This is a genomic window from Dyella flagellata (assembly GCF_030160275.1).
Classification (GTDB): Bacteria; Pseudomonadota; Gammaproteobacteria; order Xanthomonadales; family Rhodanobacteraceae; genus Dyella_B; species Dyella_B flagellata.
On record NZ_BSOA01000047.1, the window covers coordinates 1 to 19,785 of the forward strand.

The 19,785-nt window shown below is 60.9% G+C and carries 16 protein-coding genes; 12 read left to right on the forward strand and 4 right to left on the reverse strand.

All coding sequences use genetic code 11. The features are described from left to right. Positions 1-462 precede the first annotated feature (462 nt). Together QQJ96_RS18200 and QQJ96_RS18205 are read left to right on the forward strand one after the other, a co-directional pair. Positions 463-1,416 (forward strand): hypothetical protein, encoded by a 954-nt coding sequence (locus tag QQJ96_RS18200; RefSeq protein WP_284333450.1) that lies wholly within the window; start codon positions 463-465, stop codon positions 1,414-1,416. Between the two features lie 286 nt (positions 1,417-1,702). Further along, on the forward strand, positions 1,703-4,078 hold the full coding sequence (locus QQJ96_RS18205) for a TonB-dependent receptor (protein WP_284333451.1): 2,376 nt from the start codon (positions 1,703-1,705) through the stop codon (positions 4,076-4,078). Positions 4,079-4,135: 57 nt separating this feature from the next. Here QQJ96_RS18205 and QQJ96_RS18210 read toward each other — a convergent pair whose 3' ends face one another. Continuing rightward, a complete protein-coding gene (locus tag QQJ96_RS18210; RefSeq protein ID WP_284333452.1) occupies positions 4,136-4,615 on the reverse strand; it encodes a hypothetical protein in 480 nt (159 codons plus the stop codon). 267 nt (positions 4,616-4,882) lie between these two features. On the opposite strand from QQJ96_RS18210, the gene QQJ96_RS18215 reads away from it, so the two are divergent. Continuing rightward, a complete protein-coding gene (locus tag QQJ96_RS18215) occupies positions 4,883-5,083 on the forward strand; it encodes a hypothetical protein (protein ID WP_284333453.1) in 201 nt (66 codons plus the stop codon). 129 nt (positions 5,084-5,212) lie between these two features. Here the strand turns inward: QQJ96_RS18215 and QQJ96_RS18220 are convergent, their stop codons facing one another. Beyond that, complete coding sequence (locus QQJ96_RS18220; protein ID WP_284333454.1) at positions 5,213-6,808, reverse strand: hypothetical protein; 1,596 nt, start codon at positions 6,806-6,808, stop codon at positions 5,213-5,215. 114 nt (positions 6,809-6,922) lie between these two features. Then, the gene (locus tag QQJ96_RS18225; RefSeq protein ID WP_284333455.1) at positions 6,923-7,375 is read right to left on the reverse strand and encodes a DUF3574 domain-containing protein; all 453 of its coding nucleotides are present in this window, start codon (positions 7,373-7,375) and stop codon (positions 6,923-6,925) included. 463 nt (positions 7,376-7,838) lie between these two features. On the opposite strand from QQJ96_RS18225, the gene QQJ96_RS18230 reads away from it, so the two are divergent. The 4 genes from QQJ96_RS18230 to QQJ96_RS18245 all read left to right on the forward strand — a co-directional run bounded on the left by QQJ96_RS18230 (position 7,839) and on the right by QQJ96_RS18245 (position 14,726). Next, entirely contained in the window at positions 7,839-10,223 is a 2,385-nt protein-coding gene (locus QQJ96_RS18230) for a TonB-dependent receptor family protein (protein WP_284333456.1), read from the forward strand. 264 nt (positions 10,224-10,487) lie between these two features. Continuing rightward, positions 10,488-11,432: a peptidylprolyl isomerase gene (locus tag QQJ96_RS18235; RefSeq protein WP_284333457.1), complete on the forward strand. Its 945-nt coding sequence runs from the start codon at positions 10,488-10,490 to the stop codon at positions 11,430-11,432. A gap of 135 nt (positions 11,433-11,567) precedes the next feature. Then, positions 11,568-13,685, forward strand: coding sequence for an AsmA family protein (locus tag QQJ96_RS18240; RefSeq protein ID WP_284333458.1), 2,118 nt, complete (start codon positions 11,568-11,570; stop codon positions 13,683-13,685). Positions 13,686-13,799: 114 nt separating this feature from the next. Beyond that, the gene (locus QQJ96_RS18245) at positions 13,800-14,726 is read left to right on the forward strand and encodes a DMT family transporter (protein ID WP_284333459.1); all 927 of its coding nucleotides are present in this window, start codon (positions 13,800-13,802) and stop codon (positions 14,724-14,726) included. Positions 14,727-14,743: 17 nt separating this feature from the next. Here QQJ96_RS18245 and QQJ96_RS18250 read toward each other — a convergent pair whose 3' ends face one another. Further along, entirely contained in the window at positions 14,744-15,640 is an 897-nt protein-coding gene (locus QQJ96_RS18250; protein WP_284333460.1) for a LysR family transcriptional regulator, read from the reverse strand. 113 nt (positions 15,641-15,753) lie between these two features. On the opposite strand from QQJ96_RS18250, the gene QQJ96_RS18255 reads away from it, so the two are divergent. The 5 genes from QQJ96_RS18255 (at position 15,754) to QQJ96_RS18275 (ending at position 19,646) form a co-directional block, all read left to right on the forward strand. Next, a complete protein-coding gene (locus QQJ96_RS18255; RefSeq protein ID WP_284333461.1) occupies positions 15,754-16,395 on the forward strand; it encodes an NAD(P)-dependent oxidoreductase in 642 nt (213 codons plus the stop codon). Positions 16,396-16,510: 115 nt separating this feature from the next. Further along, the gene (locus QQJ96_RS18260) at positions 16,511-17,440 is read left to right on the forward strand and encodes a 23S rRNA (adenine(2030)-N(6))-methyltransferase RlmJ (RefSeq protein WP_284333462.1); all 930 of its coding nucleotides are present in this window, start codon (positions 16,511-16,513) and stop codon (positions 17,438-17,440) included. 34 nt (positions 17,441-17,474) lie between these two features. Next, positions 17,475-17,981 (forward strand): Slp family lipoprotein, encoded by a 507-nt coding sequence (locus QQJ96_RS18265; protein ID WP_284333463.1) that lies wholly within the window; start codon positions 17,475-17,477, stop codon positions 17,979-17,981. Between the two features lie 4 nt (positions 17,982-17,985). Then, complete coding sequence (locus QQJ96_RS18270) at positions 17,986-18,894, forward strand: cation diffusion facilitator family transporter (protein WP_284333464.1); 909 nt, start codon at positions 17,986-17,988, stop codon at positions 18,892-18,894. Positions 18,895-19,034: 140 nt separating this feature from the next. Beyond that, a complete protein-coding gene (locus tag QQJ96_RS18275; protein ID WP_284333465.1) occupies positions 19,035-19,646 on the forward strand; it encodes a GNAT family N-acetyltransferase in 612 nt (203 codons plus the stop codon). Positions 19,647-19,785: the final 139 nt, after the last annotated feature.

Genomic DNA, 19,785 nt, shown 5'->3' on the forward strand with positions numbered 1-19,785 from the left:
AGAACGCCGCCAGGATCTCCCCTGTCTAAATCACCAGCTGAGACTCGACGCTAATCAGGTGCCCGCAGGGGGGAAGCGTAGGCTGGGATGCTAATTCCAGCTACCAACACGACATCCCGATGCTGGGATTGCCATCCCAGCCTACGAACAACTAGACGCGCAGCGTGGCAGGCGCTCGTCTGCCTCGGATGCGCCGAGCGCATGTTCAGTTTGCCGCCGTTCACCTCGGGGACAGAGGGAAGCAGTGAGACTGCATGGTTTCAAATGCCCATGTATTTGTCTCAAAACAGGGAACTGCTCGTGCCGTACCGCAACACCTTTCGACGCCCTCTTCAGCACAAACTGGCAAGCCTCCTGGTGTCGACAACCTGCCTGGCCCTGATCCATCCAGCGGCAGCGCAAAAAAATGCGGCACGCCAGCCAAACTCGTCGCAGCTCAACATCCAGGTAAACGATGATCGCATGACGCTGAGCATGGCCCGATTCCCGCAGATCTATCTCTACGGGCCCATCGACGCCGACGCGCCGCAGCGATTCGAAGCCTTGATGAAGTCGGGCCGCATCCGACCCGGCTCGGACATCTACCTGAATTCACCCGGCGGCAGCATCGATGCGGGTCTCGCGCTAGGCCGCCTGTTCCGGCAGGGTTCGATGGTGACGCACCTGGGCACGCCGCGGCCGCCCAAGCAAAGCCTTTACATAAACAGGTCCGCACGCTGTGAAGGTGCTTGCGCCTACGCTTATCTAGGCGGCTTGTATCGCTGGGCAGTCAGCGGCAGCGACCGCATCGGCTTTCCGACTTATCCCGCGCAACAGACACCGGCACCAGTCACCGCGTACCTCAAGGACATGGATATCGATCTGGGCATGCTCACCGCCGCGTCCGCCGGATCTACACCTACGGGCGGGTCTTCGGTGGATCCGACCCTGTGGCCGAATGGCGATCAGATGCTCGCCAAGGGTCTTGCCAACAATGGCCGGCAGAACCTGATTGCAACCTACAAGTACGGGCAAGGCACGCCGTCACTCGAACTCAAGCTGGCCGACCGCAACGGCGAGCATGAGATCAGCTTCCTGTGCAAACCAGGCGGTGCGGAAGTCACTACCCGCGACACCATCGGTGCCGTGCGCGCAAGACAGATCGTAGCGCGCGAGTTGCGCTCCTACTTTGAACTCAATCAGCAAGAAAACCTGCCACAACAGGCCGGCGCTACGGCAGTGGATCAATCCGTGGTGCTTCATCGCATCTATCCGCTGAACCAACTGCCGCAGCTGGCCTCTGCGCAAGCCATGGGCGCATGGGTACGCGATCGCACCGGCATCCGCTACGGCTTCGCCTTCGAAGTAACCGGCGTGAGGAAGGTGCTCAACGATTTCTCCAACGCCTGCACACAGGCAACGCAGCAACATTCCTGAAATAGTTTCGCGCGCGATTAGCTTGCGCTGACCTGACACAGCCATGACTTCCCAGCAAGTCATGGCTTTTTTGTGGCTTGCGCTAAGCCTCTACTAAGAATTGCAATCAAAGCGAGCTAGTGCCGGTAGCGTTGCCACTCTATATAGACAAGGACGCGACCAGAGCCGGGCGTGACGAAAGGTCAACGCCCGCGCGTCATCGTATTGCAACAAGACGGGCCATCCAGGCCGCATGCATGACGACCCGGTCCGCACCTGATCATCACAGCGCCCTTGAGGTTTTTTAATGAGCACACGCAAGCATGGCCGTAACATCCTGGCCGCATGGATCGCCGCTAGCCTGCTGGGCGGCGGTTTGATTGCCCCCGTACACGCCGATGATCATGGCACTACTACGCAGACGCAGGACTCTGCATTGGTCCAAAGCAATTCGCAATCGGCAACGTCCCCGTCCCAAACCGACGTCAGGCAACTCAAGCAGGTCTCCGTCAGCGCCACAGTGCAGACCGTTCCGCTTACGGCGGCTTACAGCCAAGGCCTGATCGACGAGGACACGCTGCGCAATCTGTCGCCCGGCCCTACCGTAACCGTGCAGACCATGCTCAGCCAGCAGCCTTCGGTCTTCGCATATGCCAATGGCCCGAACGGCGTCGAGACGACCATTTATCTGCGCGCCTTCAATTCCAGCCAGTTCTCGGAGACTTTCGATGGCGTGGCGCTCAACGATCTGTTCAACGGCGGTGTGACCAACCAGGCGGAGAACCGCAACAACGTCTTGCTGATCCCCGGCAACCTGCAGTCCGTGGAAATCTTTCGCGGCATCAATAATCCGGCGGTCAACTCCTATAACTCGCTGGGAGGCACCATCAATTTCCTGCCACGGCAGCCGGACGACACGATGGGCGGAACGATTGGCGCCAGTTACGGCAGTTTCAAGAGCTGGGATTATCATGGCAGCTTCAACACTGGCGACTGGAACGGTGTGAAGCAGGTATTTTCATTCGAGCATTCGGCCAGCCGCGGCTGGATCGACAACACCGGCGACCATAACAACAATTTCTATTGGGGCCTGACGTACGACATCAATGAGAACAACCAGCTGGCGAACTACCTGTTGTTCAACAACAACAAGGGCTTCTCGCCGTTCAACATGCCGGCGCCGCTGCAGCAGCAATATGGCCGCAATTATCAATGGCCCTTGAGCTGGACGAACTCGCCTATCAAGGACACCAACTGGATGGACATCATCGACCTCAAGTCGAAGTTCAGCGATGACATCCTGTTCCAGAACAAACTGTTCTTCGGCCGCAATGACTATTTGCGCACCTCGTTCTCGAATCCGGCGTTCCAGCAGAGCGCAACCCAGCCGTACAACCTGGAAGACAACCCGAGTTCGTTCGCGTTCTGGCTTGGCAACCCTAATGGGCCTACCTACGATCCTTCCTCGGTGTTCGGCTCGGTGCAAAACGGCACCGACTACCACTTCTATGGCTACACTACGAAGGGCGTCGGCGATACCCCGACCCTAACGCTCAAGCTACCGCAGAACGAAATAGTCGTTGGCGCCAATGCCACGTACGGCGAGCTTTACTCGCGAGAGTACTGGTACGGCTCCGCCCCTGTACCAAAGATCCTCGGTTACAACGACACCTGGGACGAACACGATCGCCGTACGCTCACCTCATTCTTCGTGCAGGACACCATCGATCTGTTCAACAACACCTTGCACCTCACGCCTGGGGTGAAATATATCTATGCCAGTACGACAGACCGCGACTCCGTAGGCATTTACTATCCGCTCGCCGGTGAGGTGCACGATACCGAACACTTCGTATCGCCCACCTTCGGCATCAACTACCAGCTTATGGACGGCCTGAACGTTTACGCCTCTTACGGCAAGAACTTCAAGCTACCCGACATATCGGCTTACTACGGTGCATTCCAAACCGACGCCAATGGCAACAACACCATCGCCCCGCCGCATACCAAACCGGAATACGTGCAGGATTACGAGATCGGCGCGCGCTACCAGGTCGACGGCTTCACCGCGATGGTGAATGGCTATCGCGAAGATTTCCGCAATACTTTCATCACCGTCACCGACCCAGTCACCCAGCTCAGCACCTTCACCAACGGCGGCAGCTCCCGCTACCAGGGTGCGGAACTGCAATTGCAGAACAACTTCGGCTCGGTCGGCGTGGGCGATCTCAGCGCCTACTTCAACTACGCGCACAACCAGGCCAAATTCACTTCCAGCTTCAGCTCCGACTACGCCGGGCAGGTCAGAGCCGGCCAACCGCTAGCTGGTGTGCCGCAGAATCTGATCAGCGCCGGCTTCGTGTGGAAGTACGAAGGCTGGCGCTTCAATCTGGATGCGCGTTTCGTCGACAAACAGTACATCGACCAGCTCTTTGCCGGCACACCGACTGCATCGACCATCAAGCCGTATACCGTGGTCAACCTGGGTGTTAGCGACACGATTCGCTTGCGCGATTCGGGCTTCGGCAAGCAAGTGCGCATCGGCGTGAATGTCGACAACCTGCTCGATCGCGAGTATTTGAATACAGCGTTTACCGATACGGATTACTTCGGCAACAACTTCGTGCGTGGTGTCATTGCGCCACCACGGACGATTACCGGCAGCGTTGACGTTGACTTTTAAGCTGGCCGCTTGAATCGCCACTCCCCTCTTGGCAGGGGAGTGGCCGTTTGGTTGGCTTCAATCCATCAGTGTCAGCACGCACTCGTTCGCACCGCAGCTACAACAGCAAACCGGGAAAATCGACAGGCCGAGTGAAGCCACTACCGGTCCGATCAAACCCTCCAGGTAGCCGCAGAAGAACTGGCAGCTCGAACGCCCCTCTTCCGTGCACAAGGGGCTGTTGCGGATATGCAATTGCCCGCCGGAATAGTCCACTTCCGCCAACTCGCGGAGCGCTGGAACGCCGATGCGTTGCATGGCTTCGTCCAAACCCAATTCCGCGGCCGGCGTGTGATGGCGCCCGAGCAGCCAGGCGCCGACGCGTTGGCCGGCCAGCGCCAACGATGATTCGCGCGCGCCCTCTTCCACCGCTTGCTCCAACTGTTTCACCCACGGAAATATCCGCGGGTAATCGCCAGTCAGCTTCGGCAGCCATATTTCCACCGCCGCCTGGTCGGCATCCAGCAAGACCAGTTCCTTGAAAGGCTCTACCGGCATAGGTGCAGGTGAAGCAGCCGGAGTGGGTGTACGCAGGAAGACAAACTCGGGTTCCTGCTCAGGAATCGGCTCGGGCTTCGGCAAAGGCTGTGGTTTTGCGAAAGCTTCCGTTGTCGGAGCCTTGGACGAAGGAACGGCCTCCACTCGCCTCGGCGGTTCAGCTGGCGGTGGCGGGACATAGTTGGAGGCGGTCGCACGCGACGCTGCGAAATGTGGCTTCGGCGGCCCCTCCACGAAAGGAGAGATTTCGTGGCTGATGATGCGCTCATGCTTGTCCAAGGCCGCTTCCAACGCACGCCGTTTGCCTGCGGGGCCGCGCACGACCATGGTAAGCAAGACACCATGGCGGTCATCCGCCAGGCGTTGTCGCACGAGCGCGAAGCCGCAAGCTATGACGGATCGTCCGACATCGACAAGCAGACCCTCTCGTGCAAACGAGAGCGCCTGTATTTCCAGATCGATCATTGAGCCCCCCTGGGCGTGACGCATGGGCATGCTACAACGCCGAATGCGTTCCGGGTACCACCCAGTGCTTAGGCTGGGATGATGATCCCAGCTTCCCACACGGCATGCCGATGCTGGGATTGTCATCCCAGCCTACGCATGAGCCTCGCCTTGTCCGCCACGCCCGAATGAAAACAGCCATAGCACAGCAGCCACCGCCAAGTACGCGCCGGCGAACTGGAAGGCGATCGAGCGCAATCCCGGCGCCAGCATCCACGGCAAATACAGGTTACCTGCCGGCACCACCGAGTGAATGACGCCGAACAAGGTCAGCGCGCCACCCAGCAAGGCGATCCACGCCGACTGCCGCGTTTTGCCTTCGATCATGGCAACCACGAAGCTGGCCCAGATCATCGAGGTGATGATGAAGCCATTGCCAAGCACATTGATCACCGCCAATTCCGAAATGCCCTGCGAGGTATCGTTATACAGCGCTGCAAAGTGATCAGGCGCCACATAACTTGGATCGCCCAGCTTGATTGCAACCATGCGCGCAATGGCGGGGAAGAAGCTGAATACCACGGCTGCGGCGTGGCGTAGCGGGGTAGCTTCGAAGGCCTGCGTGGTGATGCTGATGGCGACAAACACCAGGATCGGCGCAAGCACCGCCAGCGGCAACACTTCTACCAGGTTGGAGAGGTAACCGAAGATGCCGCCCAGGCCAACCACGATACCGGTGATCAAGGTATAGCCGGTGCGCGCCCCCATCGCGCGGAAAGCCGGCTGGCCGATATACGGCGTAGTTTGCGCCACGCCACCGCAGAAGCCGGCGACCAGCGTAGCCAGCGCTTCCACCAGCAGGATGTCGCGCGTGTTGTAGTCGTCGCCAGCGGCGCGGGCGCTCTCGGTGACGTTGATGCCGCCTACCACCATCAGCAATCCGAACGGCAGGATCAGCGACAGATAGGGAATCGTCAGCGGCAAGCCCTGCACCCACTGCAAGGTCGGCCATGGCAAGGCGAAACGCCACTGCCAGGCGCCGATCGGATGATAGCCGTGCCCCAACCAGCCCAGCGGTCCCAGCCCTTCATACAGCAGCAAGCCGACGAGAAAAGCGACGAACACCCCCGGCATATTCCATGGCATGCGCCCACGCGCCACCAAGGCGTACAGCACCACGCCGAGACCGGCAAAACCGACCACCGGCATCTTCATGATCTCCACCAACGGCAGGAACCCCATCAACACCAGCGCAATGCCGGCAATGGAGCCAAGCAAGCCCGCACGCGGCACATGCCGCTGTACCATCGCCCCAAAAAACGAAAGCACGGTCTTGAGCAGACCCATCACCACCAGCGATGCCGTGCCCAGTTGCCAGGTGGCGATGGCCGCCGCGTGCTCGTCCATGCCCGACTGCTTGTAGCTGAGAAACGCCGGACCAAGCACCAGCAGCGCCATGCCGATGGTGGTGGGAGTATCCACGCCCAGCGGCATGGCCGTGGTTTTCCGGTTGCCAGTGCGCTTGGCTACGCGGCGCGCCATCGCCGTGTAGGCGAGATTGCCCAGCAGGATGCCCAGCGTGGTGCCCGGGAACATGCGCGTGTAAACCAGCTCGGCGGGAAAGCCGAAGATGCCAATCAAGGCGGTGGCAAGAAACGCCATCACCGACAAGTTGTCGACCAGCAAACCCAGGAAGCCATTGAAGTCGGCGCGGACGAAATGAGGCAATCTGCCGGTGGATGAAGTCACTGGGTCGCTCGATTGACGAAAAGGGTAGAAATGGCCGCAGCGTCGTCCCGGCCTGCGCCGGGATGACGTTCGCTTAGATAGAAAGATGATCGAAGAATAAGTTGCAGCGACCGTTCAAAACGACACATCCGCCGGCTGCGTCACACGCAACACCGACTGATCTCCCGTGCGTTGTTTCCATGCCACGCGAATCGCTTCGATCTTGCTACGGTTCTCGCTCGTATCCGGATAGTAGATCACCAGCATTTTCGAATGCAGGCGCTCAGGCGAGGTTTCCTGCTTGCCCTGCCACTGGCCATAGACATCGATCACACTCAGACCATCGGGAAAGCGTGAGCTGACCTCCTTATCGAGGAAGGCACGCCATTGCGCCTCACTGATGCCTTGCTCTGGGTGGTCCGCCGGACCCAGGCCAAAATAGAGCCTGGTATCCACCCAGGCCTGCGTTTGGGCCGGATGCGCCGCATCCCCCTGCAAGGTGGAGGAAACCGAAGGCGCCGGCCCGGAGGCGCAGGCAGCGAGCTGGCATGCAAGCACGGCGACAAGCAGCGAACGATGGATCCTCATGCACTCTCCTACAAATCGTTTGGACGTCCAGACGCATACGTCTTGCCGCGAGTATTGACGAGGGCTACGCGCCTTAGCAACCCGCCCCGTTGGCTCGCCGCGGCAAGCGTTTCAAACGAGCCATTCGCAAATTGTTGCGCTGACACACCGTAAGCCATCTCCCATGGATGGCATAACGCCACCAGAGGGAAAGACTTTCCAAAATAGCTAACGCTAAAAAATCAATGACTTTCCTTGCAGATCTCGAAAGATCGCGCGTTGCACAGCCCATACGAGCTAGACAAGCCCGCGTCATTACGATAAACAAATTGTTACATCGCAGCATCGGGAGGGAGCCGGCGCATAGATCGGCTTCTGCGGTGGTTTTTAGTTGTTTTCACTTGTCATGACAGGCCAAGCACGCACGGGTAAAGACCGGGCGCGCGCTGTTTGTGGGCACAATCGTTCCGGGGAAAACCTTCGCATGCATACATCCGCAGTTCGTCGTCACAAGCCGCTTTGGCTTGCCATGTCCGCGGCCCTGATACTGGGCACCTGCAGCATCGCGCACGCCGGCAACAACGCGCAGGCGCCCGATACCACCAGTAGCGACGCGCATGACAAGACCCACAAGAGCACCACGCTGTCCTCGATCAGCGTCAATGCGCAGACATTGGCCGGCGGCTTGATGGCCGTCCAGGATCAACCCAAGCAGGTGTCGACGATCACCGCGCAAGCGATCGCCGAAGTGCCGATCACTGCCGATTACACGCAAATGATCAACAGCGCGCCTGGCGTGAATTCCGCTTCCAGCGACGGGTTCGGCCTTACCGATGCCAGCAGCTATACCATCCGCGGCTTCAATGCGAGCGAAATCGGCGTCACCCTGGACGGCGTTCCAGTCAACGATGCGGGCAACTACGTTCCTTATGCCTCGGAATATGGTGAGGCGCGCAACTATGAATCGATCAACGTGTCGCAAGGCTCGGCCGATCTGGACATGCCGGACCTGGGTGCGGTCGGCGGCCACATCAGTTTCATCACCCGCCGGCCGACGGAAAATTTCAATGTTTACGTGGGCCAGACAGTGGGCAGCAACAACGCCTTGAGTACGTTCCTGCGCGTCAATACCGGAGCGACCGGCCCAGTGCGCAGCTGGTTCTCGATCTCGCGCAATTCCGACGACAAGTGGCGCGGCGGTGGCTACAACGACATCGATCGCATCCAGGCCAAATCGGTGTGGACGATCAACGACAACGACAGCATTACCGCCAATTTCAACCTCAACCGCGAACACAATTACTTCTACATGCCGCTGACCAAGGCGCAGGCGGCGCAACACGGCTACTCCTACGACTACGGCACCACCTGGACGCCCACGCCTGCCGGAGGGTTTCCTGCCAGTTCGCTCTACAGCGATCCGGCAACGCTTACGCAAGTCAATTACTTCCGCCTGTTCCAGAATCCGTTCAAGTCGTGGGTGACCAGCCTGGACGGCGAGTTCAAGTTCGGCAGCAATCTGTCGCTCTCCGTCATCCCCTACTTCCAGTTCGGCGACGGCAACGGCAGCTTTGGGGGATTCCTGCCGCTGCAAGCCAGCGCGAATGGTCGCCCGGTAGTCCAGGCCAACCAATTTGCGGACGGGCAGTACGCGACCCTGGAAGCCTACCGGCCGATCACCTATCGTCCGGGCATCAATGCGAAGTTCACGCTGGAACTGGGACTGGACGACACGCTCGACTGGGGCATCTGGTACGAGCGCTCGCGCCAGCTTGAATATATCGACGCCTCGTACGTCGATCCGCAGACCGGCATACCCGACTCGGTCTGGGGCGACAAGAAACTGCTCGCGTACTCCAATGGGCAGATCTGGAAAAACTATTCCGAATACGACCTCACCACGGTGAAGAAGGTTTTCGTGGAGGACACCTGGACGCCCACCGAAGCCTGGACTTTCAATGCCGGCGTGGCCTATCTGCATACCGACCGCAACAACCAGTTCGTGCTGTTTCCCGGCAACCCCGATCCGGCGGATTGGACGTCTTCCCAAAACTCCGACAATCGCTATCACCGCTTCCTGCCCGCGCTCGGCGCATCTTGGAAGCTGGATGACAACAATCAGCTCTACTACAGCCTCACCCGCACCTTCCGCGCTCCGCCGGATGCCGCCACCTATGGCAATTCGCGGCTCGGCTTGCCCGCACCCTTGCCTGAAAGCGCGTGGTCGAACGAAATCGGTTGGCGCTTCACGCACGGGCCGCTCACGCTACACACCGATGCGTATCTGGCCAATATGGGCAACCGCACGGCCGTCGGCCTGGACCCGAACACCTTCATCAACTACTACATCAATGCCGGTCGCGTGCGCATGGCGGGCCTGAATGCGGAAGGCAATCTGGACCTGGGACACGGCTTCACGCTGTACAGCTCCTACACCTATACGCAAGCAAAGGTCGAGCAGGATCTCAATCTGCCGGCCACGGCGGATACCGCGGCCACGTTCTACGCAACCAAGGGCAAGCAGTTCCCCGGCACTCCACGCAACATGGCTTACCTTGGGGCACGCTATTCGGCGAACGGCCTGACACTGAATCTCAATGGCAAATTCACCGGCAGCGAATACGGTGACTTCCTGAATACCGAACGGGTGTCTTCGAACTTCACCTTGAACGGCAGCGCCAGTTACGAGCTGCCGGACTTCAGCGTGCTGCATAAGCCGACGATCGCGATCAACGCGCTCAACCTGCTCAACCGCCGCTATTTGATGTTGCCGTCCAGTCCGACGCTGTCGGCGGGAGTGTCGTCGCCTACGTATTACGTGGGAGCGCCGCGACAGTGGTACATCACGCTTAGTACGGAGTTGTTCTGATCCATCCTCCTCTTCTCCTTTCAGGACTCGCGTAGGCTGGGATGTAAATCCCAGCCTCAGGCGATGTTGCTGAAAACTCGGTTTCAAGCACATTCTCCTTAAGGACACGTGTCGCCACTTCGTGGTTCGAGGCTCCCACCCCGGCCCGGCCCGGCAAGACTGCCATTCTCCCGTATGCGAACCATCCTCGCGTAGTGCGAACGGGACTACGCATCACCGGCCGCCTCTGCTACCGTCAGGCCGCCAACACCATGGGGAAATCAAATGCGCCTGCGCCGTCTTCAAGCCGGTCTGCTTATCGCAATGGGCCTGCTCGCGTTACCCGCCTTGGCGGATACGCCCAAAGCCACGCCCACCGCGAAGGAACTGATTGCCAAATCCAAGCCGGCAGAATGGCGCACGCCCGACCCCAAAAACCTGCTCTACATGCAGTTGCCGCAGGGCCGGGTGGTGATCGAACTGGCGCCTGATTTCACGCCGCTGCATGCCGCCAATATCCGCACGCTGGTACACGAGAAGTATTTCGACGGGCTGGCGATCATCCGCGTGCAGGACAACTTCGTCACGCAATGGGGCGACCCTAATGACGATGACAACGGCGATAAATCCAAGATCAAGCCGTTGGGCAGCGCCAAGCACACGCTGCCGCCGGAGTACACCCGCAGCATCGACCCGAAGCAAGCATGGACGCCATTGCCCGATGGCGACGTCTACGCTCCGCAGGTGGGTTTCAGCGAAGGATTTCCCGCGGCACGCGATCCGGCCAGCGGACGCGAATGGTTGGTGCACTGCTATGGAATGGTCGGCGTAGCGCGCGATGCCGACCCGGATAGCGGCAACGGCAGCTCCCTGTATGTAGCAATCGGCGAGGCACCGCGCCAGATCGATCGGAATCTGGCGATCGCCGGCCGTGTCATCGAGGGCATGCAGTACCTTTCTGGGTTGCCGCGCGGCACCGGGCCGTTAGGTTTCTACACCCAAGCCTCGCAACGCGTGCCGATCCTGTCGGTGAAGCTGGCGGCCGACCTGCCGCCCGCGCAGCGTGAAAAACTGGAAGTATTGCGCACCGACAGCGGCACCTTCGCCGCCCTGATCGAAGCCAAGCGCAATCGTCGCGACTCCTTCTACACGTTGCCGGCCGGCAAGATAGGACTTTGCAATATCGACGTGCCGGTGCGCACCGCTTCGTCGGCAACCGCCGGCCATTGAAGGGATTACGTGCACTATAGATGAATCCGTCCTAAGCAGGTTTACGCCGAGTACACGCGATTTTCGCCTGCTTCGTTCTATTTGAGACGTGCGCCAAACGTATCCTGCGCGGTAACCGGCAGAGGCTTGGGAGTGATGCGGCTCAGTCTGAAAATACTGACCTGGATCGTGGGCATACTGGTCGTACTGGTGATCGCACTGGTGCTGCTCGTCGCGCTGTTTAACTGGAACCGGCTCAAGCCCACGATCGACGACAAGGTCAGTGCGGCCATCGGACGCCCCTTCGTGATTCGTGGCGACCTGACCGCGGCTTGGCGGCGCGAACCCAGCGAACCGGGCTTGCGCTCCCTGATGCCGTGGCCGACTTTCACCGCCCGCGACATCCGCATCGACAATCCAACCTGGGCCAAGCAAGCGCAGCTTGTGCAACTGGACGCGCTGACGTTCCGGATCTCGCCGTTGCCCCTGCTGCTGCACCATATCTACGTGCCCACGCTGCGACTCTCCGGCCTGCACACAGACCTCGAGCGCAACAGTCAAGGTGAAGCCAACTGGCAGCTAGCCTTGCAGCGCAACCAACCGCCTTCCAGTTGGAAGCTCACACTAGGCACAATCGGCCTCGACAGGGGCGATATCGCGGTGGACGATGCCAAGACTCGCCTTGACCTGCATGTCACCATCACCCCCCTGCAGCAGGCGATTCCTTACGACCAGATCGTGGCGCAAGCCAGCAGCGACGCGCGCGCCGACGTGGGGCACGATGTGGGCCGCGTGGTGGACGAAACCAAGACCGGCCCGGACAGCTCCTCCAACGCCAAGCGTACGGCCTACCAATTTGCCTGGACCGCCAGCGGCACTTACCGGGGCGAACCGGTGGACGGCAGCGGCAAGACCGGTGCGGTGCTGGCCCTACAGCGCGCCGACGAGCCATTTCCCGTACAGGCACGCGTGCATATCGACGCCAGCAAGATCGCATTGGTCGGCACGCTGACCGACCCCATGCACCTGGGCGCATTGAATATGCGCGTATGGTTCGCCGGCACCAGCATGGCAAAGCTGTATCCGATTCTTGGCATCACCTTGCCGGATACTCCGCCATTTGCCACGGAAGGCCATCTGTCGGCAGAACTGCATGCACAGGGCAGCCATTTCAGCTATCGCGATTTCCGCGGCCGCGTGGGCGAGAGCGATCTGGGCGGCAACGTCGAGGTAACCACCAACGGACCACGCCTCAAGCTGACCGGCGATGTGCACTCTCAGTTGCTGCGTTTCGTCGATCTGGGGCCGGCGGTAGGCGCGCAGACCAAGGAAACCAAGCAAACGCACGAAGGCACCGCACAGCAACCGCAGAACAAGGCGCTCCCTGTCCAGCAGTTCCATACGAACCGCCTGCTCACCATGGATGCTGACGTTACTTTCGACGCAGCGCACATCGAACGACCCGGCTCGTTGCCCATCAATGCCCTGAGCACACACATCTATCTCGACAACGGCGCGCTGAGATTCGATCCGCTGCGTGCAAGCGTGGCCGGTGGCAGCATCGAGGGCAAGCTCAGCATGGATGCCACTAGCCAACCGATGCGTACAAGCCTGGACATGCACGCCCGCCATTTGCAATTGAAGCAGTTGTTCCCGACCGTGCAGACCATGCAGACCAGCTTCGGCGAAATCAATGGCGCGGTGAACCTGGCCGGCCGTGGCAGCTCGGTATCGGGTCTGCTGGGCGATTCGGATGGCGAAGTGAAGCTGTTGATGAACAACGGCGCGGTCAGCAAGACCCTGCTGGAAGCGGCCGGCTTGAACGTCGCCAATGTGGTGATCGAGAAGCTGTTTGGCGATAAGACAGTGCAGATCAACTGTGCCGCCGTGGACATGACCGGCCAGCAAGGCGTATTCACCAGCCGCCTGTTCGTGCTGGATACCAGCGATGCCACGATCAACGTGAACGGAACCATCGGCTTCAGCGATGAGCGCCTGAATCTGGACGTGGTGCCGCACACCAAGGGCATGCGCTTGTTCTCACTACGCTCGCCGCTTTACGTAAAGGGCACTTTCAAGGACCCGGACGTCGGGGTGAAGCCTGGCCCGCTAATTCTGCGCGGTGGTGGTGCCGTTGCACTGGCCGTACTGGCGGCTCCCGCCGCCGCTTTGCTGGCGGTGATCGTGCCCAGCCGGGGAGAGCAGCCAAATCAGTGTCAACAGGTGCTGACGCAATTGCACAACGGCTCGCTGCCGAGCGGAACCAAGAAATAGCGGCCGGCGTAGGCCGGGAAGGCAATCCCAGCATCGCCATATATGCGAGCATGGCAAAGCTGGGATTGTCATCCCAGCCTACAATAGCCCGTCTCCTAATACTCCCGGTCATCCATGCAGCCCGTCACCCAGGCCCGCCTGCAAATCCATTTCTGCGTCTTGCTGTGGGGCTTTACGGCCATTCTCGGCAAGCTGATCACGTTGCCTGCAATGGCGCTGGTGTGCTGGCGCATGCTGCTGGTGGGTGGCAGCTTGCTGCTGATGCCCCGCGTCTGGCGCGGCTTGCGTGCCATGCCGATGAAGCTGCGCCTGGCTTACGCAGGCATCGGTGTGCTGGTAGCGCTGCATTGGCTAACGTTCTATGCGGCGATCAAGCTCGCCAATGCTTCCGTGGGTGCGACCTGCATAGCGCTGGGACCTGCCTTTCTTGCCTTTATCGAACCCTGGGTGGCGAAACGGCGCTTCGATGCGCGCGAGCTGTTGATTGCCGTTGCGGTGGTGCCCGGTGTAGCGATGGTGGCTGGCGGCGTACCGGGGCAGATGCGCGTCGGCATCGCGGTAGGCGTGCTGTCCGCACTGTTCGTGGCGCTGTTCAGTTCACTCAACAAGCGCATGGTCGAACACGGCGATCCGTTGACGGTGACCTGCATCGAACTGGGCACGGGCGCGCTGTTCCTGACTTTGCTGACACTACTGCTGCCACACACGACGCCAGCTTTCCAGTTGCCTGATCTGCATGACGCGATTCTGCTGCTGATCCTGTCGTTTGGCTGCACCCTGCTGCCGTTTTCGCTGGTTCTGGTCGCATTGCGCCACGTCAGCGCGTTCGCCATGCAGATGATCACCAATCTGGAGCCCGTCTATGCCATCGTGCTGGCGATGTTGCTGCTGGGCGAGCAACGGCAGCTGGATGGCTGGTTCTACGCTGGCGTGGTAGTGATTCTTGCTGTGGTGTTTGCCCATCCGCTGCTGCACAGGAAGGAGCAGGTACCGGTGCAGGCGGAGTTGCTGGGAACGACAGAGAATCACCAGCTCGATTGAATCGTGCGCGCACGAAGCTACCGCTTCGCCAGCCGCTCCCGCATGAAATCGATGAACGCCCGTACTTTCGCCGGTGGCTGCGGATCGGGATACACCGCGTGAATGCCGCCTTCCTGCAATCGGTATTGCGCAAGCAGCACCTGCAGGCGCCCCGCCTGGATATCCTCTTGCACCAGATAATCCGGCAATACCGATACACCGCCCCCCGCAAGCACCAACGCACGAATCGCCGCGGCGTTGTTCGCCTGCATTATCTGGCGCATGCGCACGATGCGGCGGCTGCCATTGCCGTGCGTGAACGTCCAACGCAAGGGTGTAGCCATGGCTGACAGCGCAATCCAGCCATGCATCGCCAGATCCTCCGGCCGGCGCGGCATGCCGTGCTCGGCGAGATAGGCGGGCGCAGCCATTACCCACTGGCGGAAACCTCCGAGCCTGGTCGCACGCAAGCTGGAGTCGCGCAGCCAGCCAATGCGAACCGCCAGGTCGAAACGCTCGGCAATCAGGTCATTGATCTGGTCGTTGATGACCAGATCGACCTGCAACGAGGGATGCAGGCGGCGAAACTCGGCGAGCGCCGGAGCTATCACCGCCATGCCGTAGTCGGTCGAGGTGGTAAGACGCAAGGTCCCGCTTGGTTTGCTGCGCTGGCCGCCTACCCGTTCGAGAGCGGCCTGGGCCTGCGCAAGCAATGACACGCAATCGGTGTGAAAGGCCGCTCCCGCTTCGGTCAAAGCCATGCGTCGCGTGCTGCGCACGATCAGCGTGACACCCAGTTCACGCTCCAGGCGCAATAGATGCTGGCTGACCATGGCCTTGGTCATGCCCAGCTGGGCGGCCGCGGCGGTGAACGAGCCGGCGCGCACCAGCGCCACGAAAACAGCCAGCCGGTTGAGATTGACGTCATTTCCCATGGCCGGATCATTGTCAATCCATGCTTGACAGTCAATTTCTCATTCGACCGCTTATCGACCCGTTGCGAAAAGGGCATGCTTTCGCACCATCGCTATCCACACGGAGATATCCCATGAAACTGGTTCTGTTCGGTGCCACCGGCCATGTCGGCCACTCGATTCTCGACGAGGCACTTGCCCGAGGGCACGACGTTACCGCCGTGGTGCGCGATGCCAGCCGTCTCAAGCAGCGGCACGACAAGCTGCATGTAGTAGTGGGCACGGTCGAACAGCCGGCCGTCTGGCTGGCCTATGCCAAGCACGCCGATGCGGTGGTCGCCAGTCTGTCCGCACGCCGCAACGGCAATAGCGACACCCTCCCCCATGCTGCGCAGACCTTGCTTGAAGCGCTCAATGGCAGCGACCTCAAGCGCCTGCTATGGGTCGGCGGCGCGGGCAGCCTGGAAACCGCCGCGGGCGTGAAGGTGATCGATGATCCGCACTTCCCCGCCGCGTGGAAGCCCGAAGCACAGGCCCAGGGACGCGCGCTGGACGTATTCCGCGCCAGCAAGGCCGATGTCGACTGGACCTTCATCAGCCCGGCCGCACTGATCGAAGACGGTGAGCGCACCGGCAAGTATCGCGTTGGCGGCGACCAGCTGCTGGTGGATGAGCGGGGCGTCAGCCGTATTACCATTGCCGATTACGCCGTCGCGCTGCTCGACCAGCTTGACCGCAAGGACAGCTTGAAGAAGCGCATCGCCGTGGCCTATTGAGACCATGGCTTGACGATACGCCCTGGACTTGATGCCGGGCGAACGCCAAGGTCACGCGGTAGCATAGGCGGCGATACGGGGGCTCGCCCCTACCCCTATGCACCTGCCGACCGCCATGAACTACCGACACGCCTACCACGCAGGCAACTTCGCCGACGTCCTCAAGCACAGCGTCCTGTTTGCGCTGATCGAAGCATTCAAGGCGAAGGACACGCCGTTCGCGCTGATCGACACGCACGCCGGAAGCGGTTGCTACGCACTCGACAGCGAGGAAGCCGGCAAGACCGGTGAATACCGCGAGGGGATTGCGCGCCTGCTGTTCCCCGACCTGCAGCGGAACGGACAGGGCAGCCTCCCCCCGCTGCTGCGCAATTGGCTCGACACCATCATTGCGCTACCCGGCAACGAGCATGGCCTGAAGCTCTATCCCGGTTCGCCGCTGCAAGCTTCGCTTGCGATGCGTGCCACCGACAGCGCGCAACTTTGCGAACTGCATCCGGAAGAAGCGGCACGCCTGCGCGAATTGTTCCACCACGATCACCGCGTGCACGTACATCAGCGTGACGGCTACGAAGCGCTGAAGGCATTGCTGCCGCCAAAGGAAAAGCGTGGCCTGGTCTTGATCGACCCGCCCTACGAAGCGCAGGACGACGAATTCCGCCTGATCGAAGCGGCGTTGAAAACAGCGCTGCAGCGCTGGCCCACCGGTGTCTATGCGATCTGGTATCCGATCAAGCTGCGCAGCCAGGTGCAGCCGTTCCTGCGCTGGCTGCAGCGTTGTGGTGTACGTCGTGCCTTGCAGGCGGAACTGCTGGTGCACCCGGACGATTCGTCGCTGCGTTTGAACGGATCGGGCATGGCCATCCTCAATGCGCCGTGGAATCTCGATCAGGTACTGCGGGAGCCCTTGCAGGCGATGGCACGTTTGCTATCGCAGGAGCGCGCGGCAAGCTGGCGTTTGGACTGGCTGGTGCAGGAAACGGAAACACCGGCGTCACAAGTGCCTCACGTTAGACCGCTATCGCCATCGAGGCGTCCCCGCTAAGCTCCAATCCGCCTCGTGCTGCAAGGACATCGCGATGAACTTCCGCACTGTTTTCCGCCCGTTGGCGCCGCTAGCGCTGCTGTTGTTGGTGGCATGTGCACCTGCGCCCATCTACAAGACCGCGCCTGGTGCGATCGCTGCGCTGCCCGCCCAGGTAGCGCATGACCCGCAACAGTACGGCAACGGTTCGGTGATCTGGGGTGGCAGCGTCGTTGCCGTGCGCAACTTCCCGGACCACACCGAGATGGAGGTGCTGGGTTACCCGCTGGATTCCTCGCAGCGGCCAAAGCCGAATGCGCAAGGTGCGGGGCGTTTCATCGCGGTCTTTCCCGGCTACCTGGAATCCTTCAACTATCCGAACGGCCGCCTGGTGACGGTTACCGGACAGCTCAACGGCACGCGCGCAGGCTCGGTCGACCAGGCCCCCTACACCTATCCGCTGGTGACTGTGGCGCAATCGCACCTGTGGACGTCGGACGAACTGCGCCAAGGGCATCCGAACATCAGCTTCGGGGTGGGCGTAGGCGTAGGAATCCATTGATCGCATGAGCGATCACGCCAATTCGCTCAAGGCCATCCTGCTGGCCTTGGGTGCCAATTTCGCGATCTTCTTGTCCAAACTGGCCGCGGCCGTGATCACCGGTTCCGGCGCGATGATGGCCGAGTCGATCCACTCGCTGGCCGATTGCGGCAACCAATTACTGCTGTTGCTCGGCATGCGGCAGGCGCGCAAGCCGCCCTCCGACGAATACCCATTGGGCTGGGGACGCGCGCTGTACTTCTGGTCGTTCGTGGTGGCCCTGCTGCTGTTCGCGGTGGGCGGTCTGTTCTCGATCTACGAAGGCGTGCACAAGCTTGCGCATCCTGAGCCCTTGCGTTGGCCGTGGCTGGCGCTGGGCGTGCTGCTGTTCGGCATCCTGATGGAAAGCATTTCCATGCGCGGCTGCCTGCATGAGGTGAATCGCGCGCGCGGGGAGCAAAGCCTGTGGCGCTGGTTTCGCGAAACACGTTCCAGCGAGCTGCTGGTGATCTTCGGCGAGGATCTAGCCGCCCTGCTCGGCTTATGCCTGGCCGCCCTGGCCATAGGCGCCACCATGCTGACCGGCAATCGGTTGTTCGATGCCCTGGGCACCGTCGCCATCGGCCTGCTGCTGGTGGTGGTGGCCACGGCGCTGGCCAATGAGGTGAAAGCCCTGTTGATTGGCCAGGGTGTGGAACCGCGAAGACGCGAGGAGTTGCTGGCGTTTCTGCGCAACCGCCCGGAGGTCGCCGAGGTGCTCAACCTGATCACGCTGCAGATGGGGCCGGATGTAATGGTGGCGGTGAAAGCGCGGATGCAGCGCACACCCGACGACCTGAGCCTGATCGAGGCGATCAACACCGTGGAGAGGGAGATGAAGGCCCGGTTCGCGGAAGTACGCTGGAGCTTCTTCGAGCCGGATGTGACGGACTGACTGCGGCAACTTGTCGCGATGCATCATTTTCATCGCGAGGGACCGTATCAACATCGCATTGACAACGATAAATAGCCACAAAACGCAAGTGGTCATTCATGTTGCGGCGCAAACAATACGCTATAGTATGGGCCATGGCCATGAACACAGCCCGCGACTACAGCACCTACCCCCGCCACGCCCAGCTGCCGCCGAGCACCCGCGAACGGTTCGCTCCCACACCCTCGCCACGCCCAGGCGCACTCCAGGGCGAAGTGGTGCATACCGCCGACGGACGCGAATTGGTCCTGCGCGGCATCGAGCCTGGCGACGTTGCCGCCGTGCAACGCTGCTTCAAGCGCCTGCCGCCCCAGGATGTGCGCCGCCGCTTCATGCACGCCATGTCCGAACTACCTGCATCGATGGCGCAGCGGCTGTGCCGCATCGATCCGGAACTGGAAGCGGCCTACGCGCTGATCGACGAAACGGTGAAGCCGGCGGAACTGCGAGGTGTGGGTCGTATCTTTATCGACGTCGCCAGCAATAGCGCCGAGTTCTCGGTGCTGGTGGAACGCGAATGGACACGCATCGGCCTTGGAGCGCTGCTGATGCAACGACTGGTGGACGAATCCCGCCGCCGTGGCCTGGACGAAATCTGGGGCTATGTACTGATGGAAAACCGCCCGATGCTGCAGCTATGCAAGGAGCTGGGCTTCGTCGCCACCATGGTGCCGGGCGAAGGCAGCACTGCGCAGATTCGCCTCAAGCTTTGAGCGGGTTGCTTGCCGCGTAGGCAGGCTGAGGAAGCGCCGCTCACGCATAAATATCCGCTACCCGAAGTCCCGTGGATGGGTCCAAACGACTCATCGCGTTAAACTTGCGCGCTCGATGGGCTCCGGCATCCCGCCCGCG

Bases quoted from the DNA above. Each gene is read 5' to 3' on its own strand.
- QQJ96_RS18200 (WP_284333450.1), top strand. From the start codon at position 463: ATGACGCTGAGCATGGCCCGATTCCCGCAGATCTATCTCTACGGGCCC.
- QQJ96_RS18205 (WP_284333451.1), top strand. From the start codon at position 1,703: ATGAGCACACGCAAGCATGGCCGTAACATCCTGGCCGCATGGATCGCC.
- QQJ96_RS18210 (WP_284333452.1), bottom strand. From the start codon at position 4,615: ATGCCGGTAGAGCCTTTCAAGGAACTGGTCTTGCTGGATGCCGACCAG.
- QQJ96_RS18215 (WP_284333453.1), top strand. From the start codon at position 4,883: ATGCTTGTCCAAGGCCGCTTCCAACGCACGCCGTTTGCCTGCGGGGCC.
- QQJ96_RS18225 (WP_284333455.1), bottom strand. From the start codon at position 7,375: ATGAGGATCCATCGTTCGCTGCTTGTCGCCGTGCTTGCATGCCAGCTC.
- QQJ96_RS18230 (WP_284333456.1), top strand. From the start codon at position 7,839: ATGCATACATCCGCAGTTCGTCGTCACAAGCCGCTTTGGCTTGCCATG.
- QQJ96_RS18235 (WP_284333457.1), top strand. From the start codon at position 10,488: ATGCGCCTGCGCCGTCTTCAAGCCGGTCTGCTTATCGCAATGGGCCTG.
- QQJ96_RS18240 (WP_284333458.1), top strand. From the start codon at position 11,568: ATGCGGCTCAGTCTGAAAATACTGACCTGGATCGTGGGCATACTGGTC.
- QQJ96_RS18245 (WP_284333459.1), top strand. From the start codon at position 13,800: ATGCAGCCCGTCACCCAGGCCCGCCTGCAAATCCATTTCTGCGTCTTG.
- QQJ96_RS18250 (WP_284333460.1), bottom strand. From the start codon at position 15,640: ATGGGAAATGACGTCAATCTCAACCGGCTGGCTGTTTTCGTGGCGCTG.
- QQJ96_RS18255 (WP_284333461.1), top strand. From the start codon at position 15,754: ATGAAACTGGTTCTGTTCGGTGCCACCGGCCATGTCGGCCACTCGATT.
- QQJ96_RS18260 (WP_284333462.1), top strand. From the start codon at position 16,511: ATGAACTACCGACACGCCTACCACGCAGGCAACTTCGCCGACGTCCTC.
- QQJ96_RS18265 (WP_284333463.1), top strand. From the start codon at position 17,475: ATGAACTTCCGCACTGTTTTCCGCCCGTTGGCGCCGCTAGCGCTGCTG.
- QQJ96_RS18270 (WP_284333464.1), top strand. From the start codon at position 17,986: ATGAGCGATCACGCCAATTCGCTCAAGGCCATCCTGCTGGCCTTGGGT.
- QQJ96_RS18275 (WP_284333465.1), top strand. From the start codon at position 19,035: ATGAACACAGCCCGCGACTACAGCACCTACCCCCGCCACGCCCAGCTG.